The sequence below is a fragment of the Spartobacteria bacterium UBA695 genome (assembly GCA_002298145.1).
Classification (GTDB): domain Bacteria; phylum Verrucomicrobiota; class Verrucomicrobiia; order Chthoniobacterales; family Chthoniobacteraceae; genus UBA695.
Genome location: DBMP01000023.1, coordinates 1 through 15,455, shown reverse-complemented (window position 1 = coordinate 15,455; position 15,455 = coordinate 1). Strand labels below are relative to the sequence as shown.

The window sequence follows — 15,455 nt, the reverse complement described above, 5'->3', positions numbered from 1 at the left end:
TAGGTTTGAAAGGGTGGGGGGCTAGCTGATGCCTAGCCGTTTTGTGAGCGCGGACCGCACTTGGGCTTCCAATTTCTGGATGTAGACGGTGACGAAATCCACGATGTTTAGCGATGGATCTGCCACGAGCGGGGTGAGGTCCATGGCGAAGGTGAGCATTTGCGAGCGGTCGGTGTCATGAGAGGCGAAGAATGTGGCATTGGCGCGCCGCCGCCCCAAGGTTGCGAGGTCATAGCGCTTGCCTCCGGCGATCTGCGAATCGAAGACGCCGTTGAGCGCGGCGGCGAGGTTCTCATGGGCGCTGACATCCTGGACTACCTTGTCTTCGTCTGGCATCCAATCGAGGGAGCGCCAGATTTCGCAGCCGTAGACGGCCTCCGGGCGTTGGTCGGCGGGCAATTCCCGCATCGCTTCCAGGGCCGCGATGGCGACGCCGAGATGGGTGTCGTGTTTGTCAGCAAGGTTGTGGGTATAGACGACGCGGGGGTGAGTTACTTGCAGGAGTCGCTTCAGGTCGTCCTTTAGCGAGGGATCGTTAGGGCTTTTGACGGCACAGCTTGGGTAGTCGAGCTGAACCATGGCGCTGTAATGCCCTATTGTGGCAGCGGCTTCCTGTTCTGTGCGCCGCACTGCTTGCATCTGTTCATCGGTAAACTGCGCGTAGGGCCCAATGCGGGAACTTCCCGCGCCGTTGGTGCATGTAATGCCTCCAAACCATTCTTTCTCGTTATGATAACAGGTGAGGATGCCGTGGATGGCCATGAATTCCAGGTCGTCCTGATGCGCGCCGATTCCCAGGTGGGTGATGCGCCGGAGCGCTTCGTCGGTGACGGTGGCGTCTGGAATAAAGATGCGGGCTTCGGGGTTGTTGAGTTTCATAAGGTGGGTAGCTTGGGCAGGCTGGCTGCTGCGATGGCTTGGCCGTGCCGTTTATCCTGCTCGTTGGGCGTTCGTAATTGGAGGCATTGGGCCAGGTCGGGAAATTCATCCCGCAAGACGGCAGCGGCTTTTTCAAGGATGACTTCGCCGCCTTCTCCCGAGGTGACGCGCCCCAGGATGAGGAGGTTGCGCACTTCGTAGAATTCTGCGTAATGCGCCACGGCGTAGCCGAAGTAGACTCCGATGGTTTCGTAAATATTACGGGCGCGTTGGTCTCCCGCTTTCATTAGCTTTTGAACTTCCAAGAGTTGTTGAGCGAGCGGTGTTCCGGCGGAGACGCTGATGCCGGCATGAGGAATGAGCCGCGCCACGGCTTGCTGGGAGAAATACTGGACGCCGCAGCCGATGTCTCCAGACCATTCATCCACCGGGGCATCATCGCGGTAGTCGATGGGCGCGAACGCTAGTTCATTCAACCAGGGTAGGATGTGGCCCTGGGGATCCACATAGCCGCTGGCAAGACTGGTGCCCATCGAGATGCCCAAAACGGCGTTGTCGCCCATGGAAAGGGACCCCGCCAACGCGGTGACTTCGCCATCGTTTACCACTTCAAAAGGGATGTCCTTCCACTGTTTCTTTAGGTCGGAAAAAATGCCCCGAACGCGCTGTTCGAAATTTTCCTTTGAAACGCCCCGGAAAAGCGAGGCCACGCGGACTTCGTTATTCACGTAGACGCCCGCCGAGCTTCCGCCAATGGCATCGACGCGCGGGAGGTGGGCGGCGGCCCGTTGGAGGCTGTCGTGGATGCCATTGAAATGGTATTGGGGATTACTCTCAAAATACGGGTCCCACGCCACCTCTTCGGAGAAGACCACTTTTCCATCGATGAGCGCCGCGCATTTCCGGTCGCTGCCGCCGAGGTCAAATCCGATCCGGCAGCCGTCCAGGTTGCGCCCCAGTGGGATTGAGCTTTCGCGGGGTTGCGGCAGGGCGTCGTATGCGCAATTTTCGACGATCATCGGGCGGCCATAGACTTTTTCGCCCATGAACTCGCAATCGAACGCCCGCGTACCCCCGGGACGATAGATATCCCTCATCATGGCGGCCAGTGCGGGATTGCCTCCGATTGTTACTCGGTAGCCCCCCCGTTGCCAGAGCAGAAATTTGAGCAGCCGCTCCACATACTTCCGGTTCAGCGCGCTATTGGAGCCGGTGTTAGGCAGCACTTTCGTATTATAAACAGAGCGGGTGCCGTCACCTCGCTCCAGGGCAATTCGAAGGGGCTCTGCGGCAGGATGGGACTCCACGCACATTCGGTAGGCGCGATTCCAGAGAATTGCCGGTAAGAAGCCCGGATCGAGCACGGGCCGGTGTTTGGGAGAGATGTCCATAAAGTGCAAAAACAGGGTTGAACCAATGCCTTGCACTGTGCCAGAGTCGGTTTAGCTAAAAAATAGGGATTCCGATTGTATTGTTAACATTTTCGACAATGAAGTCTGAGCTGATGAGCATTCGGCAACTCGCCGCAAAGATTGCAACCCCTGTGAATTACCTGGAGGGCGTGGCAGCGCCGATGGGCCCATTGCCTGGAAATATCCTCTGTTTTGCTCGCCAGGGAGTGGCCGAGTTGCTGAAACCTTCGCCCCGTCAGCGTACGCAGCATCACCGCTGTGTTCTCTTGATCGCCCTCCACGGTTCAGGGCGGATTTGCCTGGATGCCGAGAGCTTTATGATCCAGGAGGGACAGGCCCAACTCATTTTCCCATTCCAATTTCACTCCTATATGGAGGTGTGCCCAGATGATATTTGCTGGGTCTTTATTACGTTTGAAAGTTTCGCTCTCGAGGCCATTGCGCCGCTGCGCTCATCGCCCTCGCGCACTCTTGGCCCGACGGAGATTGTTTTACTGGGGGAGTTGATCCAGTGCTGGCTTGAGAAGGAACGGCAGGAGTTGCTTCCTCTGCATCTCGGGCTTTTGTTGGGACGCCTTAGCAAGATAGGTTCCAGCCGAAAGAGGTTCACGGCCAGCTCCGTGGGAGCCGATGCGAATCTTTTGACGCGCGTGAATCGTTACATTCTCGCACGGCTGGACCGACCTTTTGGCCTCAAGGAATTGGCTTGCGCTATCGGGCAATCCGAAAGCCACCTCAGAGGGCGTTTCCGCGCGGCCACCGGTTATAGCATTGGACGGCATATTCGCCATCTGCGCATCCAGCAGGCTTGCAATCTGCTGCATACTACGGGGCTTACCGTTGGTGAAGTGGGCGAAAAGTGTGGTTTTGAATCGGTCTATTCATTCAGCCGGACTTTCAAAACGGAACGCGGTGTTTCTCCCAGGGACTACCGCCAGGGGGTGTATTCACCAAATAACCATCCGGGGGGCACGTTTGCGAAGTAGCCTTGCGCTTTAAATGGCGCTTTGTGCGCCGCAGGTGGAAAAATATCGCTTTAACCGCTGGTTTCGTAGACGCCGTTTGTCTGACTTTCCCTGGCGATGCGACAGTTTTCCTTATATTTGCTTGGAGAACAATCCAAGGCTCGCCGAAAGGCTCGGCTAAATGAAAACAGAGAAGAATAACCACTCATTTCGGCAACCTGCGAAATGTTCAAATCCCCTTGGTGAAGGAGACCTGTGGCTTTTCGCAAGCGGAGCTCGTTGATATACCGCCCCAAGCTCATCAGCATCAAATTACGAAAGAGGTTCCGAAGGTGGCTTTCTGAGTATCCGACATGGTGGGCGAGTTCCTGAATGCTGAATTCTCTGCTGATGTTTTTGTAGATGTATTGATGTACTTTATCGAGGAGAATGGCTCCTTCGCCAACCACGGGAGCGGGCGATGGTTTTGGGCTGTCAGAGTCGGTGCAAAGCAGTTGGTGCAGGACGAGGGCAAGGCGAAGTTGCAACATGGTCGCCTGTTCGGGCGAGTAAGGCTGTGAGGTAGGGACCTCCTCGACGATTTCCCTTATCATGTCGAAAATCTTTGGCGTGATCGGGCGGAGGCGGTTCTTTAAGGGTTCGAGAACAGAGGGCTCCTTCAATTCGAAAGTACAGAACAACCAGCGGATCTCGGATTGTGGAAAAGATAGATAATGGTGAAACTGGAAGGGGAAGAGAAGAAGCATGTGTCCGCCTTCACAATGGAAAATGCGCTCATCCACGCATACATCTCCGGATCCCTCCAGGATGATAATCATTACAAAGCGATGATGCTTAACTTTGGATGTTTGCTTGAGAAGTGAGTTTCTGGAATGCCTGGAAAAAAATAAAATGTGTTGGGGGATAATGGGGGGAAGGGCGAGTTCTCCCCGTTCGTAGTCGACAGGATCAGAAAAAAGACCAGCGCGTGACCATATCGGACAGTTTTTCTTCGGGGGGATTTTGGCGGATTGTGTTTTCATTTTTAATCGCCAGGGTTAAAGATGATACCGATATCGCTATATTAAGCACAAAAATACTGATGCACAGTGGTGGGGCTGTCAACGCGAATTCACTCGGGGCGACGAGAAATATAACCGCGCAACCAGCATAATTAATTCGAGTGATCAGATGATGATCCGTTTCCTTCTTTTGACGGACTTGGGCATCCGGTTTCGCTCATGCAAGTTTCGCAAGGTTTGCCCGCCGAGCTTTAATTGGCGAGCGGCTCGGTATTGTATTTTTTGGCGGCTGCCTGACTTGGTGTTTCTGGATTTTACTGTGAATGATGATCTCTTTGCCGTCTGGACCCGGACCGGCTTGCTGCCTTTTGAATCGCCTAGTGCGTCGCCTTGTCTTAGATCAATATTCCGCGCTCTATGTGTCATTTTTCTTGGGCTAGGTAATAGCTATGCCGATTACCAAGGCTCGCAGCAATTAGATCCATCGTTTATGTTAAACATTGCATCGTGGATGCGATTATCAAGCTGAACGGCAGGAATTATCATCCGTCCATGTCAAACACTCCTCTTTCTTTTGCTGCGATTGGCTGCGGTGGGCGCCTCCGGACGGTTATTGCACATCTTCTCAAAGCGCTCTCTCGACCGGTGGTGATCCGGGTTTTTGATCCAAACCCGGAAGCCATTAAAGCGGCGCGGGCGGAATGGCCTGCGGAAATCGTTTCATGCTCTTCGTGGGCAGAAGCGCTTGATGCGCCGGAAGTAAACTGGGCATTTGTTGGGTCGTGGAATGCCGCCCATCGGGAACATGTGGTGGCGGCGTTCGAGGCGGGCAAGCATGTCTTTGCGGAGAAACCGCTGGCTACTACGCTGAGTGACTGTGTTGCGATGCGTGATGCGCATGAGGCTTCGGGCAAAATGTTTTTCTTCGGCCTTGTTTTGCGCTATGCGCCGCTTTACCAGCGGATTTTTGAGATCAGCCAGGCCGGGGCGATCGGGAAGATCGTTTCTTTTGAATTTAATGAAACCTTAGGGTTTAACCACGGCGCCTTCATTCATGGTAATTGGCGGCGTAATATCTGCAACTCCGGGCCTCATATTTTGGAGAAATGCTGCCACGATATTGATGTGGCTCAGTGGCTTGTTCAAAGTGTGCCGGTGCAGGTGGCTAGCTTTGGAGGGCTAAACTTTTTTACTCCGGAAAATAGATCGCTGGCCGCGCGTCTCGATGAGAAGGAGCAGCGGCGGATGGCCGGTACTCAGGTTCGCTGCGATCCGTTTGATGGGAAACAGGAGATTGTTGATAATCAAGTGGCCATTCTGGAGTATGCCAATGGTGTCCGCGCGACGTTCCATACGAATTGCAGTGCTGGCTTGCACGAGCGAAGGTTCTATCTGGTCGGGACGGAAGGCGGCCTTCGTGCCGATGCTGCGACTAGTCTTATTGAGACCCAACCGATTGAGCTCGATTCTAAAATCGAGGAAACTCGGATTGTTTTTGAGGAAGGCGGTGAGAAGGGGCACGCTGGTGGGGATGCCGTTATGGCGCGGTACCTGGCTGAATCGATCCTTGACGGGAAACCGCCAATTGCTGGAATGCGCGAAGCGATGTTGTCCGCCATTACGTGTTTTGGGATCGACCAAGCGATGAAGGAGAAGCGCGTGGTTGACCTTCGCCCGATTTGGCGGACGGTTGGTATCGAAATTGACGAATGCACAGAGGTGTGCGCAAAGGTCTAGACTTCGCGATGTTCATGAAGCAACTACAATGGCGGGTGTTGATCGCCCTGGTCACCGGGTTCTGCTGTCTGGGCAGAGCGTCGGCGGAGGGGCCTGCGGCAGGGTTGCGAGAGGGGAATGCCCGTGTGGTATTTGTCGGGGACAGTATTACTGGCCAGAGTCGGAATCGCGCGGGTGGTTTTGCCAACGTGATGGAGGCCGCTTTGCGAGCGGTTTACCCGGGCTGCAAGCCTGACCTCGTTGCGTTGGGGGGGAGCGGCCAGCCTCTTGATGGCTGGCTAAATATTGAGGCGACGACGAGAACGACAGAGAGGACGCTCGATGTCCGAGGCGTCGAAGTCAAAGCCTCGCTGGATCAACCTGCGGATGTGTTGGTGGTGATGCTGGGGATGAACGATGTTCTGGCCCCGTATCTGGATGGCTCGGAGAAGGCTCTGGACCGTTGGATTGAGCATTATGGCCAATTAGTTGAGGCGCTGCGGCAGCGGGTGCATCCAAAGATTTTGGCGCTGGGTGGTGTGACGCTTTGCACCGAGGACCTCGCCTCACCAAAGAATCGGTTGATAGACCAGATGAACGAGAGGGTTCGCGTCCTCGCGCAAAGTTTGGGGGCCTGTTATCTCCCGACTTCGGAAACGATGAAGCAAGTCCTTAAGGAGGGGCGGATGATAAATCCGGGCTTTCATCTCAGCTACGACTTTGTGCATCCCAACGACGCGGGGCACCTCGCCACGGCTATTGCCATGTTGCGTGGATTGGGTGAGCCGCAGGTTGCGCAATGGCTGCTTGAACAGCGGCTAAACCCGATCATGCAAAAGGCCCTCGACAGGAAAACGGCCATTTCGTGGGAGATTGTTTCTACGGTTCCAGAAGGGGATGGAAAGCGGTTTGTCTTTAGAATTCGCTACGATTGGCCGGAGCAGGATGGAGACTCTATTCCTCAAGTTAAACTGACGGCGGGCGAAGGATGGAGCGTGACGCCAAAACAGCTGGAGGGAGCTTCGGGGGAATTTGTGCTGACGGGAGCGCCCTCGCGGCTACGGAACGAGTTTGTGTTGGAAGGCCGCGCGGGAAAGGATGAAAGGCGAACGACCGGGGTGATCGCGGCTCCCTGGTTGCTGACGGCGAAGCTGATTCAGCCGCAGTGGGCGGGTGAAACCTTTGAAGCTCAAAAAGCGCGAACTCCGATCGACGATGCGATCGAAAAGCAGATCGATTTCACTACTTGCTCTGATGCGGATGGATCTTCAAATCGGGTATGGCAGCCCTGTTTCCCGAGCGGCAATTACCTCGGAGGAGAAGACCCTTCAAATATTGATTTTTCTGCTATTACCCATGCCGTCAATTTTGAGGCTGGATATGGGGCGCGTTGGATTCATAGTGACCGTGAGCGTGCGGTCAAGGTTCGGATCGGCTCCAAGATGCTTGCGGGCGCGGTCTACCTTACGCTGTGGATGAATGGTGAGCCTTGTTACCAAGGTCTCATTATGAAAGAGCCGGGACGGACAAAGACGGTGGATGCGACGCTTCACAAGGGGTGGAATACTTTGGCATTCAAGGCGAACCATCGGACGTGGTTATGGCAGTTTTCCATCGATCTTGTTGGTAGCAATGAGGATTCGCTATCCGATCTCCTCTATGCGACTAAGCCCGGCAATGTGGCGGACAAGCAGGAGAAACCGTGACGCTAACGATGTTTAAAAACTGGAATGGTTTTGGGCTTTGCGCGGTGCTCCTTGCAATAGCCGGTGGTGCTGACGCGCAAGATGCGTTGGTACCCAGCGGGGAGAAGATTGCTTATCAATTGGAGGCCCCCGGCTTTGTGACGCTCGCCATTGAGGATGCCCAGGGCGGCAGAGTGCGCAATCTTGTTTCCTCCGTTTGGCGCGAAGAGGGCGCGCAATGCGAGGTTTGGGACGGCTTGGATGATGGTGGAAAGCCGGTGCCGCCGGGGGAATACCGATGGAAGGGAATCACGCATCGTGGCGTAAGCACGCATTTTATTGGCGCGTTCAACTCACCTGGCGATCCGCCCTGGATCACGGCTCAAACTCCTTCCCAAAGAGGCATACGCGTTGGAGGCGCTGGCGGATGGCTTTCCGATCATGGGCGGCCTGTATGTGCCTATGCCGACGGGGGCCGGATCTATTTTGGCGCGGAAATTGCGGAAGCCGGACACTCAATCATCGAGCTTGATCTCAACGGCCGCAAGCAATGGGGAACGCTTTGGCTGGGACTCTCCGGCGCGAGCGCCATTGCGAGGGAGGGCGATATTTTGTATGTGGCCGGAGAGAAGGGATGGATGAAGGATTCTTTGGCGGTGAACCGGCTTAATCCCAAGACGCATCAATGGATTCCAAACCCATCTGGCGAATCATTTCGGGCGGACGATCCCGCGTTCATTAAGGTTCCGTCTGCCGATTTATCGGGCATCCAGGGGATGGTAGTCACCTCCGAGTGGATCGTGCTTTCCCTTTCGGATCGCGGGCGTCTTGCCTGCTTCGACCCGCGCCAAGGGACGCACCTAAAAGACGTGATCATCCCAGGTGTGGGGCCGCTGGTTAAGCTTCCGGATGGAGGTATTCTCGCTGTTGTGGGGCGGGAAGTGTTGCGGGTGGATTTGCACGAAGGGCACCACCAGCGGGTTATTGAGGGACCCTTATCGCAACCGGCTGGCCTGGCTGTCGATTCAAAGGGGAATATTTTGGTGAGCGATACCGCGCCCGATGAACAATGCATCAAGGTCTTTTCTCCGGAGGGAAAGCTCCTGCGTCGAATTGGCAAGCCTGGCGGTCGCCACGAAGGGGCTTTTGATCCGTTGGCGATGGATCATCCTCGTGCTCTGGCCGTGGACGAAAAAGATCAGGTGTGGGTGGGGGAATACAGCTTTTTACCCAAGCGGATTAGCGTCTGGGGAATCGATGGGAAGTTGATTCGTGACAATATTGGACCTTCTTATTATGGGGGCGGCGGTGCACTCGACCCACGGGATGCCAAACAGGCATTTTACAAAGGGATGAAGTTTACTGTTTCACCGTGGCCGGAACGTTCGGTGCTCAATGCGATTTTATTCCGTCCCGAAGGGCATGAGGACTTGCCCCTTCCACCGCTGTCCGTGGCCCGCGCTCAGGGAAGTATCAAAGAGGGCGACTTTTACGGTCATTTCCCGCAGGCTCCCACTTATCGAGGATCTCATCTCTATTTGACGAATGACGAAGGGTACGGAGTGAATGCGATTTTGATTGGCGAAGTCGTTAACGACCGTCTCGTTCCCCGTGTTGTTTTCGGTCCTTACCGGACATTGTGGCAGGCGTGGCATGTTCGTTATCCCGACTTCGTCAACGCCATCGCTGCCGCTGAGCCCGCCGCGGGTTCCCCCGGAGTCTTCCTTTGGCAAGATCTCAACGGGGATGGCAAAGCAGAGCCTTCCGAAGTCACGCTTCAGCCTGATTGGAAGTTTGGAGCAACGTGGTCGATGCGGACCTGGCCGACCCTTACGCTCTACGCGCAGCGAGGGAAGGAACTGGTTTCTGTTGCCCCGGAAAGCGGTGACGGTCCTCTGCGCTACCAGTTGAACAAAGCGCGCGGAATTCCGTTGCCGAAAGAGATTCAGCAACGAGGGATTTGCGCATCGGCGCCCGATCTGGAAGGCAATCTTCTCATTAATTGTGGCGGGTTAGGCAATCAAGGTGATCCTTCGAATGTTTTGATGAGTCTCTCTCCCGAGGGGCGGGTAAGGTGGACGTATCCGAACCCGTATCCGTCGAATGGGCATAATTCGCCGCGTTCGCATTTGGGCGACATTCAGCATACGCTCAATGTGGATGGCGTGGTGTCGCTGGGCGGAGATCTGGGCGATCTTTTCGAACTCAACGGCAACAAAGGAGTGCGCTATCTCTTTACGACCGATGGATTATTTGTCGCCCAGCTTTATGCCGATGCGCGTAGTGTTCCGCTGACTAGCAGTCTGTACACGGCCGTCAAGGGGCTGCGCATGGACTTGAATAGCTTGGGGGATGAATGCTTTTCCGGTTGGCTGGGGAAAGCTGAGGATGGTCGGATCTTGGAGATCGCAGGGAAAGATTCAAGTAATGTGATGGAAGTCCGCGGGCTCGATTCGCTGCGCCGTATCAGTGGAGAGGCTATCCATTTGAAGCAGGCCGCCCAGGCGAAAGACTCCGTTCAAACCGGAGTTCCCATGCCTGTGAAAGCGATGCAGATGGGTGGAATTCCTACCGGGTGGGAAAAGATAAGGAATTATAGCATCCCGTTGCGCAATCCGGTTGCCCATTTTGCCGTTGGTTATCAACCCGGAGCGTTGCATCTCGTCGTTGATGTGGAAAAGGCTGAGGCTTTCGCCAATGCCGGGGATGATCCAAAAACGCTTTTTAAAACAGGCGATGCGATCGATCTCCGTCTTGCGACGAATCCCAATGCCTCACCTGCTCGAACGGAACCTGTCGAGGGCGACCAGAGATTGATTTTTTCCACCTACCATGGAGAACCGATTGCGGTGCGCTACCGGTTTGTGGTTCCCAACGTTGCCCCAGCAGCCAGGTCGAAATTTGCCTCGCCCACTGGCGTGGCTGTGGTGGACGAGGTGTCTATCCAAAAGGAAATCCAGGTGAAGATCGAAAAAACGGCCGAAGGCTATCGACTAAAGGCCCGTATTCCATGGAAAAACTTGGGACTAGACAAAGCGCCTAACGAAGATCTGCCTTTGCGAGGAGATTTTGGCGTGATTCTTTCAGACCCGGACGGTAGCCGCAGTGTGGCGCGTTATTACTATTTCGACCAGAAAAGCGATATCGTTTGCGATCTCCCCTCCGAAGTGCGAGTAAATCCTTCGCAGTGGGGAACCATCTCATTCTAGCCATTCGCGTTTCTCCCCCCCAAAAAAATCCCTTATGACCATGAACCGCTTTCTCCTTTCCCTTGTTGTTCTAGTTTTGGCCTTATCTACCGACGGTGCCTGGGCGGATAAAGCTTTAGTTGATCATGAGACCAAAAACGGTGGCTTCGAACAGGCAACCCTGAAGCCGTGGTTTGGCGCTTCCGATTTACCGGGGTGTTCGATCGAGGCCGGCGCTGGCATTGCCAAAGACGGTCAACAATGCTGTCGGGTGCGTTTGGAAGCCAAGAAATCGCAGCGAGCGGTGGCACGGCTCTTTACGGATCTCACGAATGTCGATCCGGCATTCGGTCGTTGTTTTTCCGTGAAGCTAGATGTGGCGGGAGTTGCTAATCGACCGGCAATCGCTGTTGGAGGGGAACTCATCTTTGTCGACGATAAAGCGGTTTCAAAATCAGTATCCATTCAAGGCTGGTCGGGGACTGATTCTACGGAGTGGGCCCAAATCGAACTGCCGATGAAAGGAGAAGCGCCCGCTGATTGGCGTGGCGGGAAAGTCCAATTCCGACTGGTATTTTATGTGGACAACGGGGCGGGCGGTGATACCCACGAACTACTTATCGACAACGTGACGCTCGTTCAAAAAGAAAAGCCCTGACTAATTTGAGTGAACCCAATTCATATGAGATGGTTTACTACCGCGCTCCTTATTCTGTGGACGCTGCTTCCGCTTCAAGGTGCGGATTTGTCGAACGGCACAATGCTTGCCGTCCCCGTCCCGGAAAGCGGGTCTCCGGTGATCGATGGGAGCCTTGCTGATTGGGATCTCTCTGCGGCGGAAGAGGTATGGATCGCTGCGGAAACGGCGGACAGGCTTCGTGCGAGCATCGTGGCGATGTATGACGATGAAGCCCTTTACCTGGCGGCCCAGGTGCGGCTTCCTGGACGCGCGTTGCGGAATCCTAATTCACCGATTGATCCTTTTTGGCGAGGGGACTGTCTCCATTTTCGCTTCGTATCGGATCCGAAGACTCCATACCCAGTCACACGGGATGCAGTGAAAAGCAGTGACCGGGTAATCCATCTATCGTTATGGAAGGATACTCAGGCGAATCTCGATTATTTGCAAATTGACCACGGCATCAACTTTGATCAAGGCCGAGCCCTAAACCCGCCCGGATCTGCGGTCGTGATCAAGCCGGTTGACGGCGGATACATCATGGAAGCGCGTATTCCGTGGTCTGTTTTAAAGGTACCCGGCGGAAAGAACCCATTCAGGCCGGGAGAGCAGATGACGTTTGTTTCCGAAATTCTTTGGGATCACACCACTTTGCGGGTGGGGGCGATTTATCGGAAAAACCCGGGCGCCTTTGCGTTTAAGAATATATCTGAGTGGGGGCGGCTGGAATTCAGTCCTGTCGGTCATTTAGCGGCGCGTCATCAGACTCTGGATGAATTACTCAAGGAGTCGAGGGTTTCCGGAGCGGAGACAACGGGCGTTCCCATTGAGGTGACACTGGATACCCCAATGAAAGTCTCTCTCAATATTTTGGGCGAGAATGGCGAGGTGCTTCGTGAACTGACGGGTGGCGAAATGCGCCCGGCGGGAAAGAGCGTCTGGCATTGGGACGGCCTGGACCAATGGGGCAAGCCGCTCTTGCCGGGAAAATATCATTGGTCGGCCTACCTTTCACCGGGACTAAAGGCCCATTGGGAGGGCACGGTTGGCCTCTCTGGCGAGCCTTCTTACCCGACTGAAGATGGCAAAGGCGGGTGGGGCGGTGATCATGGCGACCCCGTGGATGTAGCGGCCGACGCAACGGGACTCTATTTCCTCTGGATGTGGGCGGAAGAAGGTTGCGCACTAGTGAAGACCGATTTCAACAGTCGGGTGATTTGGCGCAAAACGCCGTTTGTGGGTGGCGGTTTTGGGCCATTCTATAACCTCGCTGCAAACGGAAAATACGTTTACTTTACCGTTGGACGCGAGCGGAGTGAATTGGGCCGTCTGGACGCGGCGAACGGCAAGCTTTTGCGGTGGCCTGAGCAGACGATGCTTCCGGTAGCACAAGGGAAGCCAGCCCAAGGCAAAGCAGACGATACGCCGTTCGAGCCCAGTTCCGCTTGCGGGTTGGCTGCCAGCGACCGAGAGGTTTTTGTGTCTGCTGGAGCGGAGAATAGAATTCGCGTTTTCGACGCAAAAACGGGGAGCGCGTTGCGAGAAATCGCCTGCGCTTCTCCACGGGGCATAGCGCTTGATGCCAAAGGGGACCTCTATGCGATCTCCGCTCCGGAAGGAGGCCCAGGCTGTGTGCTTCAATTCCGGAATGGTCAGGGCGATGGACGGGCTATTGTCGAGAAGGGACTGATGGCTCCTTGGGATGTGGCGGTCGATCGAGAGGGATTGCTTCATGTGACCGATTGCGGTGCCAGCCAACAGGTGAAAGTCTTCTCAGAAAAAGGAAAGCCATTGCGCACCCTCGGCCAACTGGGCGGGCGCTCCTGGGCTGGAAAGTACGACACGTCAAGTTTTAGGAATCCATCAGGAGTCGCGGCGGATGCTCAAGGCGGTATTTTGGTCTCGGAATCATCGCTGCCCAAACCAATCTCCCGCTTTAGTGCAAAGAATGGAACGTTGATTCATCGTTGGTTTGGCGGCACTTCGTATGGTCCCACCAATATTCCCGACCCCGATGATCCAAGGACTAATTATTACTCGATATCTTCAGATCCGAGGGTGCTTGTCGGCGGCGGCTTTGCCCGGGCGCGCATTCCGGACAAAGGCGGTTCAGGGATGCCTGATGCCTATTGGAACCTCCCTAACGCAGGCTTTCCCTCAGCCGGGTTGCTTCTTGATACCATGAATGACCCCGAACTCGTCGTGGCCGCCAATGGGATAAAGTATATGGTTGCGGATACGAGCACGGGGCGCCAGTGTCATGGAATTTGTCGGGTAAAGGGAGATTCGATATTACCCATTGCTTATGCCCGCGTGTTGGATGAAAAAAAGGGCAAACGGGGGATCGAGTTTTGGAGTGATCGCAACGGGGATCACCAAGTCCAGCCCGACGAATTACAGACTCTCGAAACAGTGGGCGGAAACAAGATCGTTGGTCCGGCTACTACTACGGGTTCAATGTGGATGGACCGCAATGGAGATCTTTATTTCACCACGCAAGCCAATCGCATTCTCAAAGTCCCCTCGACGGGTTTTGACGCCCAAGGTGTTCCTCAATGGGATCTGGCCAAGGCGGGCTATGTGGTGGAGTTGGTGCTGCCGGCCCTGGGCGACAAGATGTCAACCAATTGGCGTGAGGGATTACTCGGTGTGCGAGCCGATCGCGAAGGAAATATTTATACCTGCTTTAACACCAACGTTCCTTATGCCACTCCGGAGTTAACTAAGTCGATGCAGGATGGGATCGGGCACACTTCCCGGTTTAATGCGGTCAAGTTCGCCAAGTTCGACCCGCAGGGAAAACTTTTGTGGATGGCTGGGCGCAAGGCCACGCATGCGGCCAAACCTGGGGAGATGTATCACTTTTGGGTTTTGGGTGGCTTGGTTAATGACCGCTATATTGCGGGATGCAGCGAGTGGGGGCAGATTTACTTTTATACTCATGATGGATTTTTTGTTGACGCACTGATGAACGATCCAGCCCTGGGCGGGGCCGCGGGGCCGTACACCTTTGGGGGCGAAACCTTTTCAGGGCGCGTGCATTACTTTCCAAAGCTCGACGAGGTGTGGGCGTATACGGCGGGTCGTGCTTATAAAGTGGAAGGATTTAAAGGGGGGAAAGTCGAAGGCGAAAAGCGCGTTTCCGGTGTTGTTGTCCTGGATAAGGTCTACGACAAGGTCCAGTCAAAAGGAGTCCGGGCAACCTTGCAAATCGTTCCGATGGAAAACCCAACGTCGACGGTCGCGGCATGGGAATCAATCCCCAGCAGTGAACTCGAACGCAACGGTGCGCCCTTGGCCTCCGTAAAACTGGGTTACGATGCAGAGAACCTTTATGCGCGTTTTCATGTGGTTCACCCTACGCCTTTTAAAAATGGATCCGACAGTCCGGAAATGGCATTTAAGGGTGGCGATTGTGTGGGGCTTAGTCTTGGTCCCATCGGGAATCGGGAAAAGCCCGTCTTGGGCGATGTTCGATTTTTGGCAACGATCATCCAAGGACATCCGCGCCTTATCGCTTTCAAACCATTCACCCATGGGAAAAAGAACCCGATGCGTTACTTTACGCCCGCTGCCGGAGAGTCCCTCTTTGATTACGTTGGCGAAGTCCCCGGAGCGACGGTGACTTTTAGTCCCGATGTAGATGGAACGGGATACATCGCGTTTTTCTCTATTCCTCGTTCGTGGCTGGAATTTCCTTTGGCGGGAGGAAAAGAGATTGTCGGGGATGCAGAGGTCTTGCTGTCGGGCCAAGGGGCGCGCGGGCTGCAAGTCATGGCGCGCAATTATCTGTTTAGCCCCACCAATTCGCAGACTTCCATGGTGGATGACGTGGCTACGGAGTCTCGCTTGTATCCTCAATATTGGGGCAGCATTTTGGTGAAATAGAGCGGCTGCCAATCCCTCTTTCCGGTTCATCCGGGAAGTACC

Annotated in this window: 9 protein-coding genes; 6 read left to right on the top strand and 3 right to left on the bottom strand. The window is 54.9% G+C overall.

What is annotated here, in order from left to right; translation table 11 throughout:
- Nucleotides 1–21: 21 nt before the first annotated feature.
- The gene (locus B2828_RS12570) at nt 22–879 is read right to left on the bottom strand and encodes a PIG-L deacetylase family protein (protein ID WP_479634099.1); all 858 of its coding nucleotides are present in this window, start codon (nt 877–879) and stop codon (nt 22–24) included.
- Nucleotides 876–2,270, bottom strand: coding sequence for an ROK family protein (locus B2828_RS12565; RefSeq protein WP_479634098.1), 1,395 nt, complete (start codon nt 2,268–2,270; stop codon nt 876–878). The genes B2828_RS12570 and B2828_RS12565 overlap by 4 nt, the downstream gene beginning before the upstream one ends.
- Before the next feature lie 98 nt (nt 2,271–2,368).
- On the opposite strand from B2828_RS12565, the gene B2828_RS12560 reads away from it, so the two are divergent.
- Complete coding sequence (locus B2828_RS12560) at nt 2,369–3,277, top strand: helix-turn-helix domain-containing protein (RefSeq protein WP_479634097.1); 909 nt, start codon at nt 2,369–2,371, stop codon at nt 3,275–3,277.
- A 50-nt stretch (nt 3,278–3,327) separates the two neighbouring features.
- Here the strand turns inward: B2828_RS12560 and B2828_RS12555 are convergent, their stop codons facing one another.
- The gene (locus B2828_RS12555; protein ID WP_479634096.1) at nt 3,328–4,278 is read right to left on the bottom strand and encodes a helix-turn-helix transcriptional regulator; all 951 of its coding nucleotides are present in this window, start codon (nt 4,276–4,278) and stop codon (nt 3,328–3,330) included.
- A gap of 486 nt (nt 4,279–4,764) precedes the next feature.
- Between B2828_RS12555 and B2828_RS12550 the strand changes: the two genes are divergently transcribed.
- From B2828_RS12550 to B2828_RS12530, 5 genes are read left to right on the top strand one after another with little or no spacing between them, the layout of a single operon-like run.
- Nucleotides 4,765–5,994 carry a Gfo/Idh/MocA family protein gene (locus B2828_RS12550; RefSeq protein ID WP_479634095.1) on the top strand — a complete coding sequence of 410 codons (1,230 nt, stop codon included), beginning with the start codon at nt 4,765–4,767 and terminating at the stop codon, nt 5,992–5,994.
- Between the two features lie 14 nt (nt 5,995–6,008).
- Nucleotides 6,009–7,679 carry an SGNH/GDSL hydrolase family protein gene (locus tag B2828_RS12545; RefSeq protein ID WP_479634094.1) on the top strand — a complete coding sequence of 557 codons (1,671 nt, stop codon included), beginning with the start codon at nt 6,009–6,011 and terminating at the stop codon, nt 7,677–7,679.
- Between the two features lie 8 nt (nt 7,680–7,687).
- The gene (locus tag B2828_RS12540) at nt 7,688–10,867 is read left to right on the top strand and encodes a hypothetical protein (RefSeq protein WP_479634093.1); all 3,180 of its coding nucleotides are present in this window, start codon (nt 7,688–7,690) and stop codon (nt 10,865–10,867) included.
- A 40-nt stretch (nt 10,868–10,907) separates the two neighbouring features.
- Entirely contained in the window at nt 10,908–11,504 is a 597-nt protein-coding gene (locus B2828_RS12535) for a hypothetical protein (RefSeq protein WP_479634092.1), read from the top strand.
- Between the two features lie 24 nt (nt 11,505–11,528).
- A complete protein-coding gene (locus B2828_RS12530) occupies nt 11,529–15,413 on the top strand; it encodes a FlgD immunoglobulin-like domain containing protein (RefSeq protein ID WP_479634091.1) in 3,885 nt (1,294 codons plus the stop codon).
- Nucleotides 15,414–15,455: the final 42 nt, after the last annotated feature.

Bases quoted from the DNA above. Each gene is read 5' to 3' on its own strand.
- B2828_RS12570 (WP_479634099.1), bottom strand. From the start codon at position 879: ATGAAACTCAACAACCCCGAAGCCCGCATCTTTATTCCAGACGCCACC.
- B2828_RS12565 (WP_479634098.1), bottom strand. From the start codon at position 2,270: ATGGACATCTCTCCCAAACACCGGCCCGTGCTCGATCCGGGCTTCTTA.
- B2828_RS12560 (WP_479634097.1), top strand. From the start codon at position 2,369: ATGAAGTCTGAGCTGATGAGCATTCGGCAACTCGCCGCAAAGATTGCA.
- B2828_RS12555 (WP_479634096.1), bottom strand. From the start codon at position 4,278: ATGAAAACACAATCCGCCAAAATCCCCCCGAAGAAAAACTGTCCGATA.
- B2828_RS12545 (WP_479634094.1), top strand. From the start codon at position 6,009: ATGAAGCAACTACAATGGCGGGTGTTGATCGCCCTGGTCACCGGGTTC.
- B2828_RS12540 (WP_479634093.1), top strand. From the start codon at position 7,688: ATGTTTAAAAACTGGAATGGTTTTGGGCTTTGCGCGGTGCTCCTTGCA.
- B2828_RS12535 (WP_479634092.1), top strand. From the start codon at position 10,908: ATGAACCGCTTTCTCCTTTCCCTTGTTGTTCTAGTTTTGGCCTTATCT.
- B2828_RS12530 (WP_479634091.1), top strand. From the start codon at position 11,529: ATGAGATGGTTTACTACCGCGCTCCTTATTCTGTGGACGCTGCTTCCG.